General features: G+C 66.6%; 18 protein-coding genes. 6 read left to right on the top strand and 12 right to left on the bottom strand.

What is annotated here, in order from left to right:
- Positions 1–17: 17 nt before the first annotated feature.
- Positions 18–404: a lactoylglutathione lyase gene (gene gloA, locus BHE01S_RS18315; protein WP_042266363.1), complete on the bottom strand. Its 387-nt coding sequence runs from the start codon at positions 402–404 to the stop codon at positions 18–20.
- Between the two features lie 197 nt (positions 405–601).
- Here gloA and panE point away from each other — a divergent pair, with 197 nt between their 5' ends.
- Positions 602–1,552, top strand: coding sequence for a 2-dehydropantoate 2-reductase (gene panE / locus BHE01S_RS18320; RefSeq protein ID WP_042266364.1), 951 nt, complete (start codon positions 602–604; stop codon positions 1,550–1,552).
- A 51-nt stretch (positions 1,553–1,603) separates the two neighbouring features.
- Here panE and rsmA read toward each other — a convergent pair whose 3' ends face one another.
- The 4 genes from rsmA to BHE01S_RS18340 form a co-directional block, all read right to left on the bottom strand.
- Complete coding sequence (rsmA, locus tag BHE01S_RS18325) at positions 1,604–2,431, bottom strand: 16S rRNA (adenine(1518)-N(6)/adenine(1519)-N(6))-dimethyltransferase RsmA (protein ID WP_042266449.1); 828 nt, start codon at positions 2,429–2,431, stop codon at positions 1,604–1,606.
- A gap of 15 nt (positions 2,432–2,446) precedes the next feature.
- Positions 2,447–3,469: a 4-hydroxythreonine-4-phosphate dehydrogenase PdxA gene (gene pdxA, locus BHE01S_RS18330; protein WP_042266365.1), complete on the bottom strand. Its 1,023-nt coding sequence runs from the start codon at positions 3,467–3,469 to the stop codon at positions 2,447–2,449.
- 21 nt (positions 3,470–3,490) lie between these two features.
- Positions 3,491–4,861, bottom strand: a complete 1,371-nt coding sequence (locus BHE01S_RS18335; protein ID WP_245639772.1) for a peptidylprolyl isomerase — start codon at positions 4,859–4,861, stop codon at positions 3,491–3,493.
- Positions 4,862–4,963: 102 nt separating this feature from the next.
- Positions 4,964–7,348 (bottom strand): LPS-assembly protein LptD, encoded by a 2,385-nt coding sequence (locus tag BHE01S_RS18340; protein WP_042266370.1) that lies wholly within the window; start codon positions 7,346–7,348, stop codon positions 4,964–4,966.
- Between BHE01S_RS18340 and BHE01S_RS38430 the strand changes: the two genes are divergently transcribed.
- The 3 genes from BHE01S_RS38430 to murU all read left to right on the top strand — a co-directional run bounded on the left by BHE01S_RS38430 (position 7,278) and on the right by murU (position 9,465).
- Complete coding sequence (locus BHE01S_RS38430; protein WP_167337692.1) at positions 7,278–7,577, top strand: hypothetical protein; 300 nt, start codon at positions 7,278–7,280, stop codon at positions 7,575–7,577. The genes BHE01S_RS18340 and BHE01S_RS38430 overlap by 71 nt on opposite strands.
- Positions 7,517–8,692 carry an aminoglycoside phosphotransferase family protein gene (locus BHE01S_RS18345; protein WP_245639775.1) on the top strand — a complete coding sequence of 392 codons (1,176 nt, stop codon included), beginning with the start codon at positions 7,517–7,519 and terminating at the stop codon, positions 8,690–8,692. Before BHE01S_RS38430 ends, BHE01S_RS18345 begins: the two co-directional genes overlap by 61 nt.
- Positions 8,693–8,754: 62 nt before the next feature.
- Positions 8,755–9,465: an N-acetylmuramate alpha-1-phosphate uridylyltransferase MurU gene (murU, locus tag BHE01S_RS18350; protein WP_042266451.1), complete on the top strand. Its 711-nt coding sequence runs from the start codon at positions 8,755–8,757 to the stop codon at positions 9,463–9,465.
- A 43-nt stretch (positions 9,466–9,508) separates the two neighbouring features.
- Here murU and BHE01S_RS18355 read toward each other — a convergent pair whose 3' ends face one another.
- Positions 9,509–11,419: an ABCB family ABC transporter ATP-binding protein/permease gene (locus tag BHE01S_RS18355; RefSeq protein WP_042266374.1), complete on the bottom strand. Its 1,911-nt coding sequence runs from the start codon at positions 11,417–11,419 to the stop codon at positions 9,509–9,511.
- 302 nt (positions 11,420–11,721) lie between these two features.
- Between BHE01S_RS18355 and BHE01S_RS18360 the strand changes: the two genes are divergently transcribed.
- On the top strand, positions 11,722–12,117 hold the full coding sequence (locus BHE01S_RS18360) for an acyl-CoA thioesterase (RefSeq protein ID WP_042266376.1): 396 nt from the start codon (positions 11,722–11,724) through the stop codon (positions 12,115–12,117).
- A gap of 46 nt (positions 12,118–12,163) precedes the next feature.
- Here BHE01S_RS18360 and BHE01S_RS18365 read toward each other — a convergent pair whose 3' ends face one another.
- Positions 12,164–15,688 (bottom strand): EAL domain-containing protein, encoded by a 3,525-nt coding sequence (locus BHE01S_RS18365; protein ID WP_084068979.1) that lies wholly within the window; start codon positions 15,686–15,688, stop codon positions 12,164–12,166.
- Between the two features lie 280 nt (positions 15,689–15,968).
- Positions 15,969–16,451 (bottom strand): nitrate reductase associated protein, encoded by a 483-nt coding sequence (locus BHE01S_RS18370; protein WP_042266378.1) that lies wholly within the window; start codon positions 16,449–16,451, stop codon positions 15,969–15,971.
- Positions 16,452–16,636: 185 nt separating this feature from the next.
- Between BHE01S_RS18370 and fdhD the strand changes: the two genes are divergently transcribed.
- On the top strand, positions 16,637–17,494 hold the full coding sequence (gene fdhD, locus BHE01S_RS18375; protein WP_042266381.1) for a formate dehydrogenase accessory sulfurtransferase FdhD: 858 nt from the start codon (positions 16,637–16,639) through the stop codon (positions 17,492–17,494).
- A gap of 15 nt (positions 17,495–17,509) precedes the next feature.
- On the opposite strand, the gene BHE01S_RS18380 is transcribed toward fdhD, so the two are convergent.
- From BHE01S_RS18380 to BHE01S_RS18395, 4 genes are all read right to left on the bottom strand, one after another.
- Positions 17,510–18,280 (bottom strand): enoyl-CoA hydratase, encoded by a 771-nt coding sequence (locus tag BHE01S_RS18380; protein ID WP_042266382.1) that lies wholly within the window; start codon positions 18,278–18,280, stop codon positions 17,510–17,512.
- Between the two features lie 103 nt (positions 18,281–18,383).
- Positions 18,384–19,583: an acetyl-CoA C-acyltransferase gene (locus tag BHE01S_RS18385; RefSeq protein WP_042266383.1), complete on the bottom strand. Its 1,200-nt coding sequence runs from the start codon at positions 19,581–19,583 to the stop codon at positions 18,384–18,386.
- Positions 19,584–19,616: 33 nt separating this feature from the next.
- Entirely contained in the window at positions 19,617–22,058 is a 2,442-nt protein-coding gene (locus BHE01S_RS18390; protein WP_042266386.1) for a 3-hydroxyacyl-CoA dehydrogenase/enoyl-CoA hydratase family protein, read from the bottom strand.
- Between the two features lie 131 nt (positions 22,059–22,189).
- The gene (locus BHE01S_RS18395; RefSeq protein WP_042266387.1) at positions 22,190–23,977 is read right to left on the bottom strand and encodes an acyl-CoA dehydrogenase C-terminal domain-containing protein; all 1,788 of its coding nucleotides are present in this window, start codon (positions 23,975–23,977) and stop codon (positions 22,190–22,192) included.
- Positions 23,978–23,979 lie beyond the last annotated feature (2 nt).

Raw genomic sequence — 23,979 nt, forward strand, 5'->3', positions numbered from 1 at the left:
CAGCCTGTGCCGCGTCCTTACTGTTTGCGCTGAATGAACTCGATCTTGTACCCGTCCGGATCGGTCACGAACGCGATCACCGTCGTCCCATGCTTCATCGGACCGGCTTCACGCACCACCGTGCCGCCCTGCTCCTTGATCTTCGCGCAGGCAGCATAGGCATCCTCCACCTCGACCGCCAGATGGCCGAAGCCCGTCCCGAGATCGTACGAAGCCGTATCCCAGTTATGCGTCAGTTCGATCACGGTGCCGTCGCGCTCGTCCGTGTACCCGACGAAGGCCAGCGTGAACTTGCCATCGGGATAGTCCTCGCGGCGCAGCAGTTTCATGCCGAGCAGTTCGGTATAGAACTTGATCGAGCGATCGAGGTCGCCGACCCGGATCATCGTGTGCAGCAGGCGCATGGTGTACTCCGTTTTGCCGTCGTCAAAAAATGGACTGTACCAAAAACGCGCCAGCCCTGCCGGCGCCGGCAAGATGTGCCGATTTGCTCTAGCATGGACGCCATCCCGAGATTGCTTCGGCAATTTCGCCAGCCAGGCGTAAGCAAAGCGCGTAAGCAAAGCACGCAAGCAATGAACGTGAGAAACGAGGAGCAGACATGCGAATTCTGGTAGTCGGTGCGGGTGCGACGGGTGGCTATTTCGGCGGCCGGCTCGCCGCTGCGGGGCGTGACGTGACATTTCTGGTACGCGAGGCGCGCGCCGCGCAACTGCGCGAAGCCGGCCTCGTCATTCGCAGTCCGGCGGGCGATCTCACGCTGCGTGACGTCAAGACCATCACGCGCGAAGCGCTCGAGTCACAAGGCGGCCAACCGTTCGATCTCGTACTGCTGAGCTGCAAGGCCTACGACCTCGACAACGCCATCGATTCGTTTGCGGCGGCCGTCGGCCCCAACACGCTGATCCTGCCGCTGCTCAACGGCATGCGTCATCTCGAAGTCCTGCAGGCGCGCTTCGGCACGCAGGCGGTGCTGGGCGGCGTGTGCCTGATCGCGTCCACGCTCAACGACAAGCGCGAGATCGTGCATCTGAACGACGTGCAGGCCATCACGTTCGGCGAACTCGGCGGCGGCGTCCCGGCGCGTGTGCAAGCCGTGGCGGATCAGTTCGGCAATGCCGGTTTCCATGTGAAGGCGAGCGATCACATCCTTCAGGAGATGTGGGAGAAGTGGGTGTTCCTCGCTTCGCTTGCAGGCAGCACGTGTCTTTTCCGCGCGCCCATTGGCGTGATTCTCGACACGCCCGACGGCGCCGCGATCATCGAGCGGCTCTTCGCAGAATGCCGCGCGATCGCAGCCGGACACGGCCACGCCGTGCGCGACAGCTTCCTCGAGCGTTCGCGCGCGATGCTGTTCGCCAAGGGTTCGTCGCTCACGGCGTCGATGTTGCGCGACGTGCAGAACGGTGCGCGCATCGAGGCCGATCACGTGCTCGGCGACCTGATCCAGCGCGGCGGCGCGGCACAGCACGCGCCGAACGAGCTTTCGGTGCTGTGCGTCGTCTACAGCCAGCTCAAGGCCTACGAGGCGCAGCGCGCCGGGGCAGCGTAAGCGACGGCTGGCGCGGCTGGCACACCAGCAAGGCGGCGCACCGCGCGCGCATCACGCGCCGCCGGCCCCTTCCAGCGCCTGCGCGAGGCTCACGTACTCCTCGACGGGCACTTCCTCGGCACGACGCGCCAGATCGAAGCCTAGCGCGTCGAAATCGAGGCGCTCGCGGTAATCGCCGAGCGTGTTGCGCAGCATCTTGCGGCGCTGCGAGAAGGCGGCCGTCACGAGTTCGCCGAGCAAGGCGTCGTTCACCTTCGGCAGTTCGTGCGGCGCGTAGGGAATCATGCGCACGATCGCCGAATCCACCTTGGGCGGCGGCTGGAACGATTCGGGCGGCACGTCGATCAGCTTGTCGATCACGTAGCGGTACTGCAGCATCACCGTGAGACGGCCGAACGCCTTGCTGCCGGGCTCCGCCACCATACGCTCGACCACCTCGTTCTGCAGCATGAAGTGCTGGTCGATCACGCGGTCGGCGAACGTCACGAGGTGAAACAGCAGCGGGCTCGAAATGTTGTACGGCAGGTTGCCGACAATGCGCAGCGAGGGCTTCTCTCCCGGCACCGCGAGCGAGCCGAAGTCGAACGCGAGCGCGTCGCCCGCATGCAGTTCGAGCAGCGGGCCGAACTTCTTCGTGAGGCGCGCGATCAGGTCGCGGTCCAGCTCGACCGCGTGCAGCGGCGATTCGGGCGTGGCGAGCCGTTCGATGAGCGGCTCGGTGAGCGCGCCGAGACCCGGCCCGATCTCGACCATGCGCTCGCCGCGCTGCGGGCGGATGACGTCGACGATCGAATCGATCACGCCCGTGTCGACGAGGAAGTTCTGGCCGAAGCGCTTGCGCGCGAAATGGCCCTGGTGCTGTCTGCTGCTGTTGGACATCTTCTCTGGAATCAATCAGACGACGCGCCGGTGGCGCGCCATCGAAACGGCGGTGTCGAGGGCGGCGATCAGGCTGCCCGCGTCCGCACGGCCGGTGCCGGCGAGGTCGAGCGCGGTGCCATGATCGACCGAAGTGCGCACGATCGGCAAGCCGAGCGTGACGTTGATGCCTTCGCCGAACGTCGCGTATTTCAGGACCGGCAGGCCCTGGTCGTGGAACATCGCCAGCACGCAGTCCGCGTCCTTGAGGTAGCGCGGCTGGAACAGCGTGTCGGCGGGGTACGGGCCGCGCGCGTCGATGCCTTGCGCGGCGGCGGCTGCCAGCGCCGGCGCAATCACGTCGATCTCCTCGCGCCCCAGGTAGCCATTCTCGCCCGCATGCGGGTTCAGGCCGGTCACGAGGATACGCGGCAGCGGCACGCCGAAATGATGGCGCAAGTCATGGTCGATGATGCCGAGGGTTTCGACGAGCCCCTCGACGGTGAGCGCCGCCGCAACGTCCTTGAGCGGCAAATGCGTCGTGGCGAGCGCTACGCGCAGCGGGCGCGCGCCAGTGCCCGCCAGCATCATGACCACGCGCGGCGTGTGCGTGCGCTCGGCGAGGTATTCGGTGTGGCCCGTGAAGGGCACGCCGGCGTCGTTGATGGTGCTCTTTTGCAGCGGCGCGGTGACGATGGCGTCGAATTCGCCTGCCAGTGCGCCGTCGATGGCGCGGTCGAGCAGCGCCAGCACATAGCGGCCATTGGCGGCGTCGAGCTTGCCGGGCCTGGCGGGCGTGGCGAGCGCGACATGTTCGACCTGCACGGGCTGGTTCGCCAGCACGGCGGCCCAGTCGACGTTCGCGGCCCGCGCGCGCGCTTCGAGCAGCGCGCTGTCGCCGAGCACGACGAACTGCGCATCGGGCCAGTGCGCCGAAGCGCCCGCCAGCGCGGCGGCGGTCAGCTCGGGGCCGACGCCGGCCGGCTCACCCGTGGTGATGGCAATGCGGACCGGCCCCGCCCTCCGCGGAGCCGGCGACGACGATGCGGAGGCGTTCATGGCTCGATCCATTGATGACGCTTAGTTGTGCGGCGGCGTCATGCCCGCAATCTTGTAATCGACGTAGGCGCTGTCGCGCAGCTGGCGCAGCCAGTCGGCGTAGGCCTGCTCCGCCTTGCGCTGGCCGATGGCCTGGCGCGCGAGTTCCATCTGCTGCGCGATCGAGCCTTCGGCGTCGCGGCGCCCCAGCACCTGGATCAGGTGGTAGCCGTACTCGGTGCGTACCGGCTCGCTCAACTGGCCGTCCTGCAGCGTATTCATGGCGCGCTCGAATTCAGGCACGGTTTCACCCGGGCTGATCCAGCCGAGGTCGCCGCCCTGCGAGGCCGAGCCGTCCTGCGAGTAGGTACGCGCGAACTTGGCGAAGTCGCCGCCCGCCGCGATTTCCTGGCGGATTTCCAGCAGCTTCTGGCGCGCCTGAGGCTCGGACATGCCGTCGCCCACACGCAGCAGGATGTGGCGCACGTGCGTTTGCACGAGCTTGGGCGCGTCGGCGGCCGTGCCCTGGCCCTGGCGGCGCTCGACGAGGCGCACGATTTCGAAGCCGTCATTGGTGCGGATCACCGTGGGGTTCACCTCGCCCGGACGCAGCGTGGAAGCGGCGGTCACGAATTCCGGCGGCAGCTTCGATTGCGGCAGGAAGCCCATGTCGCCGCCCTTGCCCGCGTCGCTCGCCTGCGAGTTCGACTTCGCGAGGCTCTCGAACTTGCTGCCCGACTGGGCTTCCTTGAGCAGCGCATTGGCCTTCGCCTGCGCAGCTTCGATGTCGGTTTCCGAGGCGTTCAGCGGCGCCTTGATGAAGATGTGCTGGAAATGCAGGTCGCTCGACTGGCCGGCGTTCGGTCCGCGCTGGCTCGCGATGTAGTTCGCGACTTCGGCGTCGGACACCGTGACCTTGCTGTCCACTTCCTTCTCGCGCAGCTTCGAGAGCGTGAGTTCGGTGCGCGCGTCGCGCGTGAACGTGGTCCACGGCACCCCGGCCGCCTCGATGCGCGCGCGATAGCTGGCGAGATCCATGCCGTTGGCCTGGGCGAGGCGCTCCAGCGTGCGCTGCACGGCGGCGTCGTCTACGGTGATGCCGTCTTCCTTGGCCTTCTGGAGCTGAATGCGCTCGAGCACCATCTGGTTGAGCACCTGCGCGCGCAACTGCTCGTCGGGCGGAACCGGCGCGTTTTGCTGCTGCAGCCGGTGAGCAATCATTGCGGCGCGGCTGTCGAGCTCGCGCTGCGTGATCACGCCGTCATTGACGACTGCGGCGATCGTGTCGACCGTCTGGCCGTTGTCGGCAGCCGGGAGACCTTGAGCTTGCGCCGGCGCGGCCGGCAACACGCCTGCAACGGCGAAGAGACTCGCAGCATACGCTGCCAGGCGAAGCTTTTTCATGATTCCCACAGATACTCCAATGTTGGCGGGCACGCTTCGCCCGTCTCTATGCAACCGACACCGCGTTGCCCCGACGCGCCTTGCGCAAGGCAATGCGCTCCGGATCACGCGTTATTGATAATCAGTGAAGCGTGAATCCGGCGGCGCCTGACCCGGCAGTTGCGTGTACCCCGGCACTGCCGTCCTGAACGCGGCCACCAGCCCGTTGTCGACGTTCGATAGTCCCTTGAGCGTAAGCTGCGCGAGAAACCGCGTTGACGAATTCGGCGCGCCCGACGTATTGAGGCCGTTCGCGTAACGCTGCAGGCCGATCCCGAGCACCCAGCAGTCGGCGTCGTACTGCATGCCGACCAGGCCGTCGACGATCCGATGGCCGTTCAGATCGTAATTGAAGCGGCCCACCGCGTACACCCGGTGCGAGAACGGCCACTGAGCCGAGATCAGAATCTGGTTGATCGGCTGGAAGTCGAGCGTGGTATTCGCGCGCGTATAGCGGTAGGCCACGTTCAACACGCGGCTCGTTCCCGGGCTGTACCCGAAACCGACGCTCGCCTTGGTGAGCTGGTTGCTGTCGGCATTATATTGGAACGCCGTTTCCGAAGCGAAACCGGCTCCGATTTTCAGGGCGGCGCCCGCAATCAGGTCCGAATGCGTCGCCTGACTCGTGGTCTCGCCCGGGTTGAGCGTGACGCGCTGGTCCTGGAAGTAGTACTGCTGCGCGATCACGAAGCGCGCGCGCTCGTCGCCCGAAGCCGCGTCGATGAAGCGCGTGGTGAGCGCGGCCGTAATGCGGTTCGCGTCGGCAATGCGGTCGTTGCCGACGAAGGTGTTCGGCGTAAAGATTTCCGCGAGGCCGAAGTCCGACTCGGCGGTATCGAAAAGGGGCGCGAACTGCTGGTTGCGATACGGCGTGTACACGTAGTACAGGCGCGGTTCCAGGGTCTGGATGTAATCCTGGCCGAACAGGTGGACCGAGCGGTCGAACACGAGACCCGTGTCGAAGCTGAAGGTCGGGATCGATTCGGTGAAGCTCTTCGGCGTGCCGACAGGCGAGCCGAAGGTCGTGCCCGCCGGGCCGATGTTGCTCAGGTTGTACGACGCGAAGTGCCACTGCACCTTCGGCGTGACGAAGTAACCCGGCCCCATCAGGGAGTACGACACGTACGGGTTGAAGACGACGCGGTCGCCTTCGGTCGCGTTGTCTTCCGTGATGCGGAAGCGCGAGTAGTCGGCTTCCATGCCGTAGTCGAAGCCGCCGACGTTGTACTTCGCGTACTTCACGTTCAACTGCGGCTCGCGGCCATACGGCGGCGTCGAAGACTCGACCGTCTGCCAGTGCTGGTAGCGGCCCAGCACGGACCACGGCCCGTTGTTGTACGTGAGGCCGGCTTCCTGCTGGTACAGCGTCTGCGTGCCGTTCAGGAACTGGTTGGCCGGCGACGACAGGTCGGACGGATAGGTATTGTCCGAGACCTTGTTGTAGTAGACGTAACCGCCGAAGCCGTTGCCGAAGTTCTGGTTGTGCTGGATGAACAGCGCGTAGCGGTTCGTCTTCGTGATCGCGTCGTCCGGCAGGAAGGTCCCGGTGATCGACCCCGAGTAATTCGTCGAGAGATACCGGTAGTTGCCCTGCAGGAACACGCCGCGCTTCGAGATGATCTCGGGCGTGAACGTGAAGTCGCGGTTCGGCGCGATGTTGAAGTAATACGGCAGCGAGATTTCGTAGCCGTTCGTCGAGCTGACCGAGAACGTCGGCGGCAACAGGCCGCTGCGGCGGTCGCCCGAAAGCGGGAACGAGAGCCACGGGCTCGCGAAGATCGGCACGTCCTGGAAGAACAGCACGGCGTTGTGCGCGACGCCTTCGTCGCTGCCGGTATCGAAATCGAACTCGCTGCCCTTGATGTACCAGGCCGGATTGGTCGAGCAGTGGCACGCGGTGTAGGTGCCGGTCGTGAGCACCGAGCGCTCGCTGTCCAGCAGGTCGGCGCGCGCGGCGCTGCCCGAGCCGCCCGTCAGCGTGAAATGGTACTTCGGCGCGGGCATGAAGCCCTCGTTCGCCTCGACCTTCAAATGTGCCTCGGGCCCCGAGAACGTCGTGCCGTTCTGCACCACCACGACATTGCCGTAGGCATTGGCCATGTCGGTGTCCTGGTCGTAGTGCAGGGCGTCGCCCTTCACCACGTTCGAACCCTGGCGCAGCTCCGCGGCGCCTTTCACGGCGAGGTCGGTGTCCACCGTGCCGGTCGTCGAATCGCCGAGCACGAAGGTTGCCGGGTGCTGGCCCGACGCATTGGGATGATCCTCGAGTTGCGGCGCGAGCCGCAGGCTCCACGGGCCGTCCAGCTGCTGGGGCTGCGCGGCCTCGCCCGAGAGCTGGGCGTGCGCGAGCGCGGGCACCAGACCCGGTACGGCCAGGAGTGCCGCGATGAGCCGCCGCTTGCCCGGCACGCCGTCGTCACTAGGGGAGATCGTCTGGAAAAACTGTCTGGGCGGCATGTATGGTTTTGGCGAATCGGCCCGGCCGCCTGCCCTCTCCATGATGGTGGCCCGCCTGGGCACCCGCCTCCCGATGAACCGGATCGAGGCCGGGCTGCAAACAATTAATTACAATTCATCGAACCCTGGAGCGACGATGAATGCGGCGAGCGAACCGTCATGCGGGCTTTGGCGCGAGTCGCGTCAAAAAAGTCGTGGGGTATTATATGGCAAGACGTTGATCCACTGATTTTGCCTCTGGCTTTCATGACCTTTTCCGCCGCGCATTCTCCCGCCGCTTCCCCTGCCGCCTCCAAGGCCACCTCAGAGGCCGCCTCGCAGACCGACCCGCGCCGCGACCGGCTCACCGCGTGGCTCGGCTGCCACGCCGGCCAGTACGCCCTCGACCTCGCAACACTCGCCCCGGCCTCGGCCGACGCGAGCTTTCGGCGCTATTTCCGCCTGGCGAGTGCGGGTGCGCACGGCGCGACGCTGATCGCCGTTGACGCCCCGCCGCCCGAAAAAAGCCGCGAATTCGCCCAGATCGCACAGTGGCTCGAAGCGGCCGGCGTACACGTGCCGCGCGTGCTCGAAGCCGATTTCGACGCGGGCTTCATGCTCGTGACCGATCTCGGCACCGCGCCCTACCTGAAAGCGCTGCAGGAAGCCGGCCCCGGCGCGCGCTCGCGCGAGCTGATGCGCGACGCCATCGACGCGCTGATCCGCTGGCAGCTCAGCTCGCGCCCGGGCGTGCTGCCGGACTTCGACGAAGCCTTCATGCGCCGCGAGATGGAGCTGATGCCCGAGTGGTATCTGGTGCGCCATCTGGGCCGCACGGTGGACGAAGCCACGCGCGGCGTGCTCGATCGCACCTTCGCCCTGCTCGTGGCGAGCGCCCGTGCGCAGCCGCAAACCTTCATGCTGCGCGATTTCATGCCCCGCAACCTGATGATCGCCACGCCCAACCCCGGCGTGCTCGATTTCCAGGACGCCGTGCACGGCCCGATCACCTACGACGTCGTCTCGCTGCTGCGCGACGCGTTCCTGAGCTGGGACGAGGCGTTCGAGCTCGACTGCTTCGCGCACTACTGGGAGCGCGCCAAGAAGGCAGGACTGCCTGTCGATGCCGACTTCGGCGAGTTCTACCGCCAGCTCGAGTGGATGGGCCTGCAGCGCCACATCAAGGTGCTCGGCCTCTTCTGCCGCATCAACTATCGCGACGCCAAACCGCATTACATGGCCGACCTGCCGCGCTTTCTCGCCTACGCGAGCAAGGTCGCGCACCGCTACCGCCCGCTCGCGCCATTCGCGCGGCTCATCGACGAGCTGCAGGGCAGCGCGGTCGAAGTCGCTTACACCTTCTGAAACGGGCCGTCATGACCCAATCGAACGACACGCCGGCCGGGGCGGGCCACGGCCGCACCGCCATGATCTTCGCCGCGGGACGCGGCGAACGCATGCGCCCGCTCACCGACGCCTGCCCGAAGCCGCTCCTCGCCGTGGGCGGCAAACCGCTCGTCGTCTGGCAGATCGAGCGGCTCGCGGCGGCGGGCTACACGCGCATCGTCATCAATCACGCGTGGCTTGGCGCGCAGATCGAAGCCGCGCTCGGCGACGGCGCGCGCTTTGGCGTGACGCTCCACTATTCGCCCGAGCACGATGCGCTCGAAACGGCGGGCGGCATTGCCAAAGCGCTGCCGCTCATCGAGTCGGCAGGCGCACCCGAGGTATTCCTCGCGGTGAGCGGCGACATCTACAGCGCCTACGATTTCGCGCGCCTGAACACGCACGCGCGGGCACTCGCGGCGCAAGCGCAGCCGGGCATGCATCTCGTGATGGTGCCGAACCCGCCGTTCCACCCGAAGGGCGACTTCGCGCTGGGCGTGGACGGCCGGCTCGCGCTCGAAGGCGCGCCGCGCTACACGTTCGGCAATATCGGCCTCTATGACACGCGCATGTTCCGCGATCTCGCGCCCGGCACGAAGCGCGCGCTCACGCCGTACTATCGCGAGGCGATCGCGCAAGGACGCGTGAGCGGCGAGCTATACGAAGGCGTATGGGAAAACGTCGGCACGCCCGCGCAGCTCGAAGCACTCGACGCCGCGCTGCGCAACCCGACTGGCGCGCACCACGGCTGAAACCGGCAACGCAACGCGCCGGGCAAACGCGGCGCGGCGCGCTTTACTTCCCGCCCGCTGCCGGCAACTCCACTTGTCCCTGCACCTGCCCCTGTTGCGACGGGGGCGCCTCGCCCGCCTTCTGCTGCTGAAGCGCCCACATCTGCGCATAGTGTCCGCCCGCGTGCAGCAATTGCGCATGCGTGCCGCGCTCGACAATGCGCCCGTGATCCATCACGATGATCTGCTGCGCGTGCACGACCGTCGAGAGCCGGTGCGCGATCACGAGCGTCGTGCGCTCGCGCGCGATCTGGTCGAGCTCGTGCTGGATGGCGCGCTCCGAGCGCGAATCGAGCGCTGACGTCGCTTCGTCGAACAGCAGGATCGGCGGATTCTTGAGCAGCGTGCGCGCGATCGCCACGCGCTGCTTCTCGCCGCCCGAAAGCTTCAGGCCGCGCTCGCCTACGGGCGTGTCGTAGCCCTTGGGCAGGCTCTCGATGAACGCATGAATGTGCGCCGCGCGCGCCGCCGCGATGACTTCCTCGCGGCTCGCAGTCGGCCGGCCATAGGCGATGTTGTAGTAGATCGAGTCGTTGAACAGCACCGTGTCCTGCGGCACGATGCCGATCGAGGCGCGCAACGAATCCTGCGTCACATCGCGGATATCCTGGCCGTCGATCGTAATCGCTCCGCCGCTCGCTCGATCGAGATCGTAAAAGCGGAACAGGAGCCGCGCGAGCGTGGATTTGCCCGAGCCGCTATGCCCCACCACGGCCGTGGTCGTGCCCGCCGCGATCGTGAAGCTCAGGTCGTGCAGAATCTGGCGCGACGGCTCGTACGCGAAATTCACGTGCGCAAAGCGCACCTCGCCGCCGCGCACCGCGAGCGCCTGCGCGCCGGGCACATCGGCCACTTCACGCTCGACGGTGAGCAGCGTGAACATGCGGTCCATGTCGGTGAGGCTTTGCTTGAGTTCGCGATACACCACGCCGAGGAAATTCAGCGGAATATAGAGCTGCAGCATGAAGGTGTTGATGAGCACGAGGTCGCCGAGCGTGAGCCGCCCCGCCATCACGCCCTGCGTGGCGCGCCAGAGGATGAACACGAGCCCGGTGCCGATGATCGCCTGCTGCCCGAAGTTGAGCGCGGAAAGCGAATGCTGCGACTTGATTGCGGCCTGCCGGTACCGGTGCAGGTTTTCGTCATAGCGCTTCGTCTCCCACTCTTCGTTGCCGAAATACTTCACGGTCTCGTAGTTGATGAGCGAATCGATCGCGCGTGCGTTGGCGCGCGAATCGAGCTCGTTCATCGTGCGGCGAAAATGCGTGCGCCACTCCGTCACCTTCACCGTGAACACGATGTACGCCACGAGCGCGATGAGCGTGACGATCGCGTAGTACGCCTCGTACTTCACCACGAAGAAGCCAAGCACGAGGCCCACTTCCACGAGCGTCGGCAGGATGCTGTAGAGCGAGTACGAAATGAGCTGCGTGATGCCGCGCGTGCCGCGCTCGATGTCGCGCGACATGCCGCCCGTCTGCCGCTCGAGGTGAAAGCGCAGCGAGAGCGCGTGCAGATGGCGGAACACCTTGAGCGCGAGCTGGCGCACGGCGCTCTCGGTCACCTTCGAGAAGAGGATTTCGCGCAGTTCGGTGAAAAGCGAAGTCGACAGGCGCACGACGGCGTACGCCACCACGAGCAGTCCGATGCCGCCGGCGAGCACGATGCCGGGCGCGTGCTCCGCACGACCGAGCGCCGTGAGATGACGCACCGAGGCGAGGCCGTCGACGATGTGCTTCATCACGATCGGCACGCCGAGGTTGGCCACCTTCGCGCCGATCAGACAGGTGAGCGCGAACGCCACGCGCCATCTGTAGGCCGCGAGGTAAGGCAGCAGCGAGACGATCGTCTGCCAGTCGTTGCGCGGTCCGGTGGCGGGCAGCGCGGGTTCGTTGGAAGCGGGAAAGCGGCGCATGGGGCAAGCGGCGAGATGCCCGTGCCATGCGGTGCGCGAAGGCCAGTTCGGTGAACTCAGCCTCGCGCACTGCAAACGGCACGGCGAGTCATGTGGGGCGGTCGGCGACGGGTTTCGCGAAGGCGGAGGGCTCTAGTCGACCCGCCCGCCGCGCCTTATGCTTTCCCGTACAATTCCTGATCCACGTATTGTCGCAGAAGGCGGCGCGCGCCGCTGAGCGCCCCACGCCGGACGCGCCCCGCCTGCCCCAGGCCCGCGCCGCGACGCCTTGCGCCGTTCGATCCCTTTTCAATGGAAGCCCGATGACCGACTCCTTCCCGCTCCCCCAAAAATCGCCTGCGCTGCGCGTCGTGCCGCAGCCTTCGGACGCCAACGTTCACGGCGACGTCTTCGGCGGCTGGATCATGGCCCAGGTCGATATTGCCGGCTCGATTCCGGCGAGTCGCCGCGCCAACGGACGCGTCGCGACCGTCGCGGTGAACTCGTTCGTGTTCAAGCAACCGGTGTTCGTGGGCGACCTGCTGAGTTTCTACGCCGGGATCGTCAAGACCGGCAACACCTCGGTGACCGTCGAGGTCGAGGTATACGCGCAGCGCATGCGCCTCCAGGAGGAAGTCGTCAAGGTGACGGAAGCCACGCTCACCTATGTCGCGACCGGCGCGGACCGCCGCCCGCGCCAGCTGCCGCCGATCGAATAAGGGCAACGGCCGGAGCAACCGCGAACGCCCGGCCATGGCGCCGGGCTCAGCCCGTCCACGCGAGTCCGGGCGCTTCCTCGCAGGTTGCGCTCGCGCGCAACAGCGCCGCGGCCTCGTCGCCGGGCAGCGGCGGCGCGAAAAAGTAGCCTTGCAGCTCGTCGCACGCGCGCTCGCGCAGGAAGGCGAACTGCGCCGAAGTCTCCACCCCTTCCGCGATCACCTGCAACTGCAGCTCGTGCGCAAGCGCGATGATCGCCGCCGTGATCGTTTCGTCGTCGCTGCTCGTGCCGATGTCGGCCACGAACGAGCGGTCGATCTTGAGCCGGTCCACGGGCAGGCGTTTCAGGTAGCTCAGGCTCGAATAGCCGGTGCCGAAGTCGTCGATGGCAATGCCGATGCCGAGCGCGTGCAGCTCGTTCAACATCGACACGGCTTCTTCGGCATTTCGCATGAGCGTGCTCTCGGTCAGCTCGATTTCGAGCCAGCAGGCTTGCAGCCCGGTTTCGTGCAGCACGTCCTTCACCAGTTGCGCAATGTCGCGCTGGTGGAACGTCTTCGCCGAGAAGTTCACGGACACGCGCACCGGCGGCAGCCCCGCTAGCTGCCATGCGCGATTCTGCCGGCAGGCCTCGCGCAGCACCCAGTCGGAAAGCGGGCCGATCAGGCCGCTCTCCTCGGCCACGGGAATGAACTGCGCAGGCGAGACGAGCCCAACCTCCGGATCGCGCCAGCGCACGAGCGCCTCCATGCCGATGATGCGCCCGCCCTCGATCTCCACCTGCGGCTGGTAGTGCAGCAGGAACTCGCCGTCGCGCAGCGCGCGGCGCAGGCGCCGCTCGAGATTCAACCGCGCGCCCACATTCGCGTTCATTTCGGGCTCGAAGAACTGGAACGTGTTGCGGCCCATGTCCTTCGCGCGGTACATCGCGACGTCCGCCTTCTTCATGAGCGTTTCGGCGTCGCTGCCGTCCTGCGGGTAGACGCTCGCGCCCATGCTGCAGCCCACATACAGCTCGGTACCGTCGATCCACACCGGCTCCGAGATCAGCGAGCGCGCCCGCTCCATCCAGCCGATCAGCGACTTCTCGTCGATGGTGTCGGTAAGCACGATCACGAACTCGTCGCCGCCGTGGCGCGCGACCGTGTCGGTCGTGCGCGTGCAGCGCTGGAGCCGCTCGGCCACCACGCCCAGCAGCCGGTCGCCCACGCTGTGGCCGAGACTGTCGTTGACGTTCTTGAAGCCGTCGAGGTCGATGAACACCACCGCCACGCCCGTGTCGTGCCGCTGCGCCGCGAGCAGTGCGTGCTGGAGACGGTCGCGCAGGAGGTTGCGGTTGGGCAGCAGCGTGAGGCTGTCGTAGTTCGCCTGGTATTCGAGCTGCTCCTGGTAGCGGATCAGCTCGGTCACGTCGTTGATGATGCCGATGTGATGCGTGATGCGGCCATCGAGATCGGGGACCGGCGCGATCAGCAGCTGGTTCCAGAAGAGCGCGCCGTCCTTGCGGTAGTTGCGCAGCACGGCGCTCACTTCGCGATTGGACAGCAGCGCCTTGCGCACCGCGATAAGTCCGTCCTGATCGCGGTCGTCTCGCTGCAGGAAGCGGCAGTCCTGGCCGATCACCTCGGCCGGATCGAAGCCCGTGATGCGGCGAAACGCCGGATTCGCGTATTCGATCAGGTTGCTGCCGCCGGGGCCCGGCGCGGTGATCAGAATGGCGTTCACGCAGGCGTCGAGCGCGCGGCTTTGCAGGCGCAGCGCGAGGTCGGCGCGCTTGCTTTCGGTCGTGTCCGAGTACGAGCCGAGCACGCCGATCACGCGGCCGTCGCCGTCGAGCAGCGGCAGCTTGCTCGTGAGCGTCGTGCGGTGCAGACCGTCTATCGTGTGGTTGTCCTCGTAGTTGATGCGCGGCAGCCCCGACTCGATCACTTCGCGGTCCTGTTCGCGCATGCCGTCGGCGTAGGCGCGCCACGGCAGGTCGTCGTCGGACTTGCCGATGATCTGCTCGGGGTACGCGAGGCCCGCGTCGCGCGCGAAGGTCATGTTGCAGCCGAGATAGCGCGACTGCGCGTCCTTCCAGAAGATGCGCTGCGGAATGTTGTCGATCACCGACTCGAGCATCTGGTTCGAGCGCTGCGCCTCCGCTTCGGCCTTGATCTGCTCGGTGACGTCGTCGGCGAGCACGAACACGGCGTCGCGGCCGAGGAAGGTGAGCGAGTGGTGCGAGATGTCGGCGCTGATGATCGAGCCGTCGCGGCGGCGATGGCGCCAGATGCCGGCCATCGTGCGCACGTTCCGCGTGAGCAGGTCCGAGCGCGCGAGGTGCTGCTCGAGCCGCGAGACGTCCTCGGCGGGACGGATATCGCGGATCGTCATCGCGAGGAACGCTTCCTCGCTGTAGCCGTACTGCTGGATCGCGGCAGTGTTCACGGCGAGAAAGCGCAGCGTCTCGCGGTCGAACACGTACATCGGCACCGGATGCGCGTCGAAAAGGCCCTGAAAGCGCTCGCTGCGCAGGCGCATGCCGCTCACGGCGCGCAGCTTTTCGCGAGCGGCGCTCTCGCGCGCGCCGAATGTGTAGATGAGGAGCGTCGCGCCCGCGAGCATCGTGACGATCAGCAGCCACAACGCGCGGCCGCCCGAGCGCGTCGAGTCGGCGAGCGCGGCGGCAAGCGCCAGTTCCTCGGCGCGTTGCAGCGACGCGAGCTGCCCGTCGATCTGGTCCACGAGATCGTCGATGCGGATGTATTCGCCGGCGAGCCACGCGGCAGTGGCGGCCGACGGCGCCGCCGGGTCGGGCAGTGCAGCGGTCGCCGTGACGGGGTTCTGGGCACCGTCCGCCGCGCCGTTCCCGACAGCCGGCGCCACGGTTAGCGTATCCAGCGTCACGGCGCTCGCCGCCTCATCCGCCGCCGGCCGCAGCGGCAAGACCGTGCCGGTCACGACATGACCGGCCGTTCGCGTGTCGGCGCTCCCGTTTGGAATCGTCTTCGCGGCGGCGGCGTCGCGGGCGAGCGCCTCGCTCGCCCCCCACGGCGCGGCGGGCGAGCGCGCGGCGTTCGCGGGCGTTGCCGTACCGAATTGCTGGCTGGCCGCACCGTCGGCCGGGCCAGCCTGCGCCGCCGCGGTCCTGCTCGCCCCCGCCGCCACGGCAACCTGCCCGCGCTCGTCGGCAACGCGCTGCTCGGCGCGCGCAAGCGTCACGTCGATCTCGCCCGCAATCGCGGCGCCCTGCGCCGCCAGCGCGTCGAAACGGGCGGCGAGGTCTGCGTTGCCGGCCAGTTCCGCGCGCAGCGCGCGGGCGGTTTCGTCGAACAAGGCGGTGCGCGCCTCGTGCGCGGCGGCTGATTCCGGCCGGCCCTGCACCGCGAAACGGCCCAGCGCGCTCACGCCGCTGCCAAGCGCATCGCGATAGCGGTCGAGGTCGTGGTGGATCGCCGCCGCCTGGCTCGCGCGCCGGTCGATCTCGCGCTGACCGTCGATCTGCGTCCACGCGACAAAAGCGTTCGCGCCAACGGCCGCCGCGACGACGACCAGATTGATGAGTTGGCGCTTCGAAAAAAGAAGGTTCATGAATGCCGAGCGTCGTTCGCGCCCACGCCGTAAGCGCGGGATGATGGGTCACGACTGCGCGCGACCGGTCGGCGCCTGACGCGCCAACCCGAAATAACGGCAGGGCCGGCTGGGTCCTTGAGGGTAAATGGGGAGGAAGAAGCGGAAAACGAGCCGTGGCGGCGTCCGGCAGCCGCGCGTGGCGGGAATCGGGTTTGGATCGGCGATGCATCGTGGCGCGCGGGAGCGGCGGGAGCGGCGGGATCCAGCTGGGAAACAGCTGGGAAACAGCAGGAAACCGTTACCGCGGCACCGCCAGCCCGAACTCGTGCATCGCCGGTGCGAAGTCGTGATTGCTTTCGGGTTTGCGCGCGAGCTTCGCGAGCACGTAGCGCTGGAACGGGTTGAGCTGCGCCCAGTCTTCCACGCCGGGCGCTTGCAGGCTGGCAAGCTCGGACTGCAGCGCAATGCCGCCCGGCACCGCGTTCAAGTCGCGCCAGGCCGGCGCCTCCTCGGGCGCGAACCATTCGGGTTCGACGTTCGCGTGCGTGCGCATCATCTCGAAGAGCGCGTGGTCGAAATTGGGCTCGATTTGCGTGTCCTCGTCCACCGGGAAACACGCCAGCAGCCGGCGGTCCTCGTAGGGCAGCAACTGCCATTGCGAGAGAGAGATGCGCAGACCAAAGCGATCCAGATTGAAGCGCACGCACATCGGGATGTAGGTGAGGTTTTCCGACGAGTCGACCTCGAACCGGAAAAGCAGCGGAGCTTCGTTCAATGCCATGACGGTATCCTCGCGAGGCGGGCAAAGGCGCAGACAAGCGCGGGCGGCCCGCTTGAGGTATTTTAGAACCTTCCGCGCGCGGCGCGGCCCCGCCGTCCCCCGGCGGCGCTGCGGTGCCGCGCCGCACAAGAACTGATGGAGCTTCGCGCTCGATCACCCCAACCCGCACCCCAACCCGCACGCCAATGAGCACCGCAAACCGGCCGCCGATCACGACGACGAATCCCCTCGAAACCGAAGGCCAGCCTGGCGCCATCGAATTGCGCGTGCATCGGCACCGCGGCGGCGCCGTGCAAACGCGTGAGGACCACGTGGGCCAGGAATGGCCCGTCGCGCTCGTCTTCAACGGCATTTCGCACGCGGTCATGATGTGCACGCCGCGCGACCTGGAAGCGTTCGCCGTGGGCTTCGCGATCTCCGAAGGCATCGTCGGGCGCAACGCCGATATTCAGGATATCGAGGTGTACTGGCATGCAGAGTCGGATCTGCCGCATGCCGAAGTCCACTTGACCGTGGTGCAGCAGGCGTTCGTCGAACTCAAGGAAAGGCGCCGCGCACTCGCCGGACGCAGCGGCTGCGGCGTGTGCGGCATCGAGAGCATCGACCTGCTCGATCTCGAACCCGAGCCGGTGCCCGATACGGGCTTCGCTGCGCGCCTCGCGCCCGACGCCATCGCGCGCGCCGCACGCGAACTGCCGCAGCATCAGGCGCTCACGAAGCTCACCGGAGGCCTGCACGCGGCCGCGTGGTGCGACGAACACGGCGCGATCCTGCGCGCCTTCGAGGACGTGGGCCGCCACAACGCGCTCGACAAGCTCATCGGCCAACTCGTGATGGAGCGCGCCGACACGCAGCAGGGGTTCGTCTTCCTCTCGAGCCGCGCGAGCTACGAACTGGTGCGCAAGGCCGCGCGCGTGGGCATTCCGATGGTCGCGACGATTTCGGCGCCCTCCTCGCTTGCCATCGCCATCGCAAAGCGCGCCGGACTGCGGCTCGTGAGCTTTTGCCGCGAGTCCGGGTTCGTCGATTACGAAACGGCCTGACGCACCACTTACGCCTTAATCGAACTGCCGGAAATCCGCTTTGCGCTTTTCGAGGAAAGCCGTGAACGCCTCGCGGGCTTCGGGTGCGAGCAGCATCTTGCCGAAGTGCACGAACTCTTCGCTCATGCGCGTCTTGATCTCGTGAGTCTGCGCGCGCTTCATGAGCGACTTCGTCACGCGCAGCGACGACGCGGGCAGCGCCACGAGCTTCGCCAGTTGGCCGCTGACGAACGCGTCGAGTTCGGCTGCCGGCAGCACGCGGTTCACGAAGCCCATGCGATGCGCCTGCGCCGCGTCGAAGGTCTCGCCGAGCAGCAGCGTTTCCGCCGCGCCCTGGTAGCCCGCAATGCGCGGCAGCAGCAGCGACGAAGCCGCTTCGGGGCACAGCCCGAGTTGCGCGAACGGCATGGCGAAACGCGCGTTGTCGGCCGCATAGACCATGTCGCAATGCAGCAGCAGCGTCGTACCCACGCCGATCGCCGGCCCTTTCACCGCGGCGACAAGCGGCTTCTCGAAAGCCGCGATGGCGTCGAGAAAGCGGATCACCGGCGAATCGGCACCTGCGGGCGGCGCCTTCAGAAAGTCTTCGATGTCGTTGCCGGCCGTGAAGATCTCGGCGTGGCCGCGCAGCAGCACCGCGCGCACCGAGGCGTCCTGGTTTGCGCCGCTGAGCGCGTCGGCCATTGCCTGATACATCGCGGGCGTGAGCGCGTTCTTGCGCGCGGGCCGGTCGATGGTGATCGTGAGCACACCGTTTTCGTGTGCGACCAGGATTTCGTTGCTCATTTACCTGTCTCCTCGCCTGCCAATCGTGATACGAAAAACGGTCCGCAGACCGCGAAGTCTGCGAACCGTGTCGATATCGCCAATGCGTTAAACGGACGAACGCTTACAGCCGCTCGATGATGCCCGCCGCACCCATGCCGGTGCCGACGCACATCGTCACCATGCCGTACTTGTAGTTGCGGCGGCGCAGGCCGTGCACGACAGTCGAGGCGCGGATCGCGCCCGTCGCGCCGAGCGGGTGCCCCAGCGCAATCGCGCCGCCGAGCGGGTTGATCTTCGCAGGATCGAGGCCGAGGTCCTGGATCACCGCCAGCGACTGCGCGGCGAACGCCTCGTTCAGCTCGATCCAGTCGAGGTCGTCCTGCTTCAGGCCCGCAGCCTTCAGCGCCGCCGGAATCGCTTCCTTCGGGCCGATGCCCATGATCTCCGGCGGCACGCCGCGCACCGCGAAGCTCACGAAACGCGCGAGCGGCGTGAGGTTGAACTGCTTGAGGATCTTTTCGGAGACGACGATCAGCGCGCCCGCGCCATCCGAGGTCTGCGAGCTGTTGCCGGCCGTGACCGAACCCTTGTTCGCGAACACGGCGCGCAGCTTCGCGAGGCCTTCGGGCGTCGTATCGGCACGCGGGCCTTCGTCCAGCTCGATCAGGCGCTCCTTCACGTTCACTTCACCCGAAGCGAGATCCGGGGAACGCTCGACGATCGTGTACGGCGCGATTTCGTCCTTGAACTCGCCCGCCTGCTGCGCGGCGAGCGCGCGGCGGTGCGATTCGACCGAGAACGCGTCCTGCGCTTCGCGGCTCACCTTCCAGCGCTCCGCGACTTTCTCGGCGGTCAGGCCCATACCGTAGGCGATGCCGATGTCTTCGCTGCGATCGAAGATGTGCGGCGAGAGCGACGGCTTGTTGCCCATCATCGGCACCATGCTCATCGACTCGCAGCCGCCTGCGATCATCGCGTCGGCTTCGCCCACGCGGATGCGGTCGGCGGCCATGGCGAGCGCCGTGAGGCCCGACGCGCAGAAGCGGTTGACGGTCACGCCGCCCACGCTTTGCGGCAGACCCGCGAGCAGTGCGCCGATACGCGCCACGTTCAGACCCTGCTCGGCTTCCGGAATCGCGCAGCCGACGATGGCGTCTTCGATCACGCTCGTGTCGAGGCCGGGCACCTGCGCCACGGCCGACTTGATCGCGTGAACCAGCAGCTCGTCCGGGCGGGTGTTCCTGAACACGCCGCGCGGCGCCTTGCCGATGGGGGTGCGGCTCGCGGCGACGATGTACGCGTCCTGCAATTGTTTGCTCATCTCTTGCTCCAGTATCGGTGTGCGTCGTGCCGCTTAGTTGCGCACCGGCTTGCCGGTTTGCAGCATGCCCATGATGCGTTCCTGCGTCTTCTGCGTGCCGAGCAGATCGACGAAGGCGCGGCGCTCGAGCGTGAGCAGCCATTCTTCGTCGACGAGACTGCCCGCCTCGACGTCGCCGCCGCACACCGCTTGCGCGATGCGGCTTGCGATCAGGAAGTCGTGATCGCTGATGAAGCGGCCGTCGCGCATGTTCACGAGCGATGCCTTGATGGTCGAGATCGCCGAGCGGCCCGCCACCGGAATCTGCGTGGCGCGCAGCGGCGCACGGTAGCCCGCGGCGCTCAGCGCACGCGCTTCCTTCTTCGCCGTGTCGAGCAGTTCGAACACGTTGAAGACGATCGTGTCCGAAGGCTTCAGGTAGCCCATCGCACGCGCTTCGTGCGCCGAGCCCGAGACCTTCGCCATCGCGGCGTTCTCGAACGACTTTTGCAGGAACCGCAGCAGATCGCTCGGCACAGCGCCGATCGCCTGCGCGCCTTCGGCCGCCCGGATTGCCGCTTCCTTCAGGCCGCCGCCCGCGGGTACGAGACCCACACCCACTTCCACGAGGCCGACATAGCTCTCGACGTGCGCCACGCGCTTCGCGCTTTGCAGCATGATTTCGCAGCCGCCGCCGAGCGCGATGCCCGACACCGCCGTGATCACCGGCACGTTCGCGTACTTCACGCGCAGCATCGTGTCCTGGAACTTCTTCACGAACGGCTCGATGCCCTTCGCCCCGCCCATCATGAACGCGGGCAATGCCTCTTCGAGGTTCGCGCCAGCCGAGAACGGGCCGCCCGGCGCGCCGAGCTTGAGCGACGTCGGTTGCCAGATCACGAGGCCCTTGTAGCCCTCTTCCGCGATGTCGATGGCCTTCACGAGGGAGTCGAGCAGGCCCGGGCCCATCGTGTTCATCTTGCTCTTGTACGAGACGATGACGACGTCGTCCTCGCCCGCGCGGTCGTCCACCCAGGCGCGCAGGTTGTCGTTCTCGAACAGCGTCTTGCCATAGGTCCTCGGATCGCGTGCGCTCGTTTCGCCGAACAGCGCAGCACGGAACACCTGGCGCTCGTACACCGGCAGAGTCGAGCGCGGCACGAAGCGCGCCTCAGCGGGCGACCACGACCCTTCCGCGCCGTGCACGCCGCCGTTCGCCGCGACCGGGCCTTCGAACACCCAGGCGGGCAGCGGCGCATTCGACAGCGCCTTGCCCGCGTCGATGTCCTCCTTCACCCACTCGGCGACCTGCTTCCAGCCCGCGGCCTGCCAGCCTTCGAACGGACCTTCGTTCCAGCCGAAGCCCCAGCGGATCGCGAGATCGACGTCACGCGCGTTGTCCGCAATCGACTGCAGATGCACGCCGATGTAATGGAACACGTCGCGGAAGATCGACCACAGGAACTGCGCCTGCGGATGCTGCGTTTCGCGCAGGAGCTTCAAGCGTTCCGCAGGCGGGCGCTTGAGAATGCGGCCCACCAGTTCGTCGGCCTTGCCGCCGCCGTCGACGTACTCGCCCGTGTTGGCGTCGAGCACCTTGATGGCCTTGCCTTCCTTGCGATAGAAGCCGCCGCCCGTCTTCTGGCCGAGCGCGCCCTTCGCCACGAGACCCGCGAGCACCGCCGGCGTTTCGTAGACCGGGAAGAACGGATCGTCCTTCAGGTTGTCCTGCATCGTCTTGATGACGTGCGCCATCGTGTCGAGACCGACGACGTCGGCCGTGCGGAACGTCGCCGACTTCGCACGGCCAAGGCGCGAGCCCGTGAGGTCGTCGACTTCGTCGAAACGCAGCCCGAACTTCTTCGCCTCGGCGATCACCGCGAGGATCGAGAACACGCCCACGCGGTTTGCGATGAAGTTCGGCGTGTCCTTCGCGCGCACGACGCCCTTGCCCACCACGCTCGTGAGGAACGATTCGAGCTGGTCGAGGATTTCGGGCTGCGTGTGCGCCGTCGGGATCAGCTCGACAAGGTGCATGTAGCGCGGCGGGTTGAAGAAGTGCACGCCGCAAAAGCGCGCCTTCAATGCGTCGTCGAAGCCATGCGAGAGCTCGGTGATCGACAGGCCGGAGGTATTGGTCGCGAAAATCGCGTTCGGGCCGATATGCGGCGAGACCTTCTGGTAGAGGTCGTGCTTCCAGTCCATGCGCTCGGCGATCGCCTCGATCACCACGTCGCACTCCGCGAGCTTCTCGATGTCGTCTTCGTAGTTCGCGGGCGTGATGTATTGCGCGTCTTCCTTCACGCCGAACGGCGCGGGCGAGAGCTTCTTGAGCGTCTCGATCGCCTTCAGCGCGATAGCGTTCTTCGGGCCTTCTTTCGCGGGCAGATCGAACAGCAGCACGGGCACGCGGGCGTTGATCAGGTGCGCGGCGATCTGCGCGCCCATCACGCCGGCGCCGAGCACGGCCACCTTGCGAATATTGAGGTTGCTCACGTTGTTCCTCCAGCGGGTATGCAATGTCGAGCGGATTGAGGTGTGAGGGCGGCGCGTGTCGACGTGGGCCGCCTGTGGACATCGTGTTGGCTGGGCGCACGGCTTTGCAAGGCGCGCGCCCCGTTGGCTTTTTAGAACAGCGCTTCGTCGACTTCCATCAGCGTCTTCGAACCCGCGCGCGCCTGGCGGATCGACGTGGCCGTTTCGGGCAGCAGCTTCGCGAAGTAGAAACGCGCCGTGGCCAGCTTCGACTTGTAGAACGGATCGCCCGAGCTTTCCTTGTCGAGCGCGATGCGCGCCATGCGTGCCCAGAAGTATGCGAACACGAGGTGGCCCGCCGTGCGCAGGTACGGCACCGCGGCCGCGCCCACTTCGTCCGGGTTCTGCATCGCCTTCATGCCGATTTCCATCGTGAGCTTCTGCATCTTGTCGCCGATGTCGGCGAGCGGATTCACGAACTCCTGCATTTCCGGCTTGATGCCTTCGGCTTCGACGAAACCGGTCACGAGCTTGCCGAACTTCTTGAGCTTCGCGCCCATGTCGCCCAGCACCTTGCGGCCCAGCAGGTCGAGCGACTGGATCGTGTTCGTGCCTTCGTAGATCTGGTTGATACGCGCGTCGCGCACGTACTGCTCCATGCCCCACTCGGAGATGAAGCCATGCCCGCCGAACACCTGCATGCCGAGGTTGGTGCTCTCGAAAGCGTTGTCGGTAAGGAAGGCCTTGATGATCGGCGTGAGCAGCGCGACGAGGTCGGCCGCTTCCTTGCGCTCGCTTTCGTCGGCATGCGAGAGTTCCTTGTCGATCTGCAGCGCCGACCAGTACGTGAAGGCGCGCGCGCCTTCGGCCCAGGCCTTCTGCGTGAGCAGCATGCGGCGCACGTCCGGATGCACGATGATCGGGTCAGCGGCCTTTTCGGGCGCCTTCGGACCGGTCAGCGCGCGCATCTGCAGACGCTCCTTCGCATACACGAGCGAATTCTGGTACGCCACTTCGGTCAGGCCGAGGCCTTGCATGCCAACGCCCAGACGCGCCGCGTTCATCATCACGAACATGGCGTTCAAGCCCTTGTTCGCCTCGCCGACGAGCCAGCCCTTCGCGCCGTCGAGATTCATCACGCAGGTCGCGTTGCCGTGAATGCCCATCTTGTGCTCGATCGAGCCGCACTGGATGCCGTTGCGCTCGCCCACCTCACCGGTTGCCGCGGGGATGAACTTCGGCACGACGAAGAGCGAAATGCCCTTGGTCCCCGGCGGCGCATCAGGCAGACGCGCGAGCACGAGGTGGATGATGTTCTCGGCCATGTCGTGCTCACCGCTCGAGATGAAGATCTTCGTGCCGGTGATCGCGTACGAGCCGTCGCCGTTCGGCTCGGCCTTCGTGCGCAGGATGCCGAGGTCGGTGCCGCAGTGCGGCTCGGTCAGGCACATCGTGCCGGTCCACACGCCTTCAACGAGCTTCGGCAGATAGGCCTTCTGGAGTTCGGGCGTGCCATGCGCATGCAGACACTCGTAGGCGCCATGCGAGAGACCCGGGTACATGGTCCACGCCTGATTCGCCGAGTTCAGCATTTCGTAGAGCGCGTTGTTCACGAACGCGGGCAGGCCCTGGCCGCCGTATTCGGGATCGCAGCCGAGCGCCGGCCAGCCGGCCTCGACATACTGCTTGTACGCTTCCTTGAAACCGGCCGGCGTGGTGACGACGCCGTCGCCGGCGTAGGTGCAGCCCTCACGGTCGCCGACCTGGTTCAGCGGAAACAGCACCTCGGAGCAGAATTTGCCGGCTTCTTCGAGCACCTGGTTGATGGTGTCGGCGTCGAGGTCGGCGTGCTTCGGCATCTGCTTCACTTCGCCTTCCACGTTCAGCAGTTCGTGCAGGACGAACTGCATGTCGCGCAGCGGCGCGGTGTACTGTCCCATGT

The sequence above is a fragment of the Paraburkholderia heleia NBRC 101817 genome (assembly GCF_000739775.1).
In the GTDB taxonomy this organism is placed as follows: Bacteria; Pseudomonadota; Gammaproteobacteria; order Burkholderiales; family Burkholderiaceae; genus Paraburkholderia; species Paraburkholderia heleia.

Bases quoted from the DNA above. Each gene is read 5' to 3' on its own strand.
- gloA (WP_042266363.1), bottom strand. From the start codon at position 404: ATGCGCCTGCTGCACACGATGATCCGGGTCGGCGACCTCGATCGCTCG.
- panE (WP_042266364.1), top strand. From the start codon at position 602: ATGCGAATTCTGGTAGTCGGTGCGGGTGCGACGGGTGGCTATTTCGGC.
- rsmA (WP_042266449.1), bottom strand. From the start codon at position 2,431: ATGTCCAACAGCAGCAGACAGCACCAGGGCCATTTCGCGCGCAAGCGC.
- pdxA (WP_042266365.1), bottom strand. From the start codon at position 3,469: ATGAACGCCTCCGCATCGTCGTCGCCGGCTCCGCGGAGGGCGGGGCCG.
- BHE01S_RS38430 (WP_167337692.1), top strand. From the start codon at position 7,278: ATGAGCCGCCGCTTGCCCGGCACGCCGTCGTCACTAGGGGAGATCGTC.
- BHE01S_RS18340 (WP_042266370.1), bottom strand. From the start codon at position 7,348: ATGCCGCCCAGACAGTTTTTCCAGACGATCTCCCCTAGTGACGACGGC.
- murU (WP_042266451.1), top strand. From the start codon at position 8,755: ATGATCTTCGCCGCGGGACGCGGCGAACGCATGCGCCCGCTCACCGAC.
- BHE01S_RS18355 (WP_042266374.1), bottom strand. From the start codon at position 11,419: ATGCGCCGCTTTCCCGCTTCCAACGAACCCGCGCTGCCCGCCACCGGA.
- BHE01S_RS18360 (WP_042266376.1), top strand. From the start codon at position 11,722: ATGACCGACTCCTTCCCGCTCCCCCAAAAATCGCCTGCGCTGCGCGTC.
- BHE01S_RS18365 (WP_084068979.1), bottom strand. From the start codon at position 15,688: ATGAACCTTCTTTTTTCGAAGCGCCAACTCATCAATCTGGTCGTCGTC.
- BHE01S_RS18370 (WP_042266378.1), bottom strand. From the start codon at position 16,451: ATGGCATTGAACGAAGCTCCGCTGCTTTTCCGGTTCGAGGTCGACTCG.
- fdhD (WP_042266381.1), top strand. From the start codon at position 16,637: ATGAGCACCGCAAACCGGCCGCCGATCACGACGACGAATCCCCTCGAA.
- BHE01S_RS18380 (WP_042266382.1), bottom strand. From the start codon at position 18,280: ATGAGCAACGAAATCCTGGTCGCACACGAAAACGGTGTGCTCACGATC.
- BHE01S_RS18385 (WP_042266383.1), bottom strand. From the start codon at position 19,583: ATGAGCAAACAATTGCAGGACGCGTACATCGTCGCCGCGAGCCGCACC.
- BHE01S_RS18395 (WP_042266387.1), bottom strand. From the start codon at position 23,977: ATGGGACAGTACACCGCGCCGCTGCGCGACATGCAGTTCGTCCTGCAC.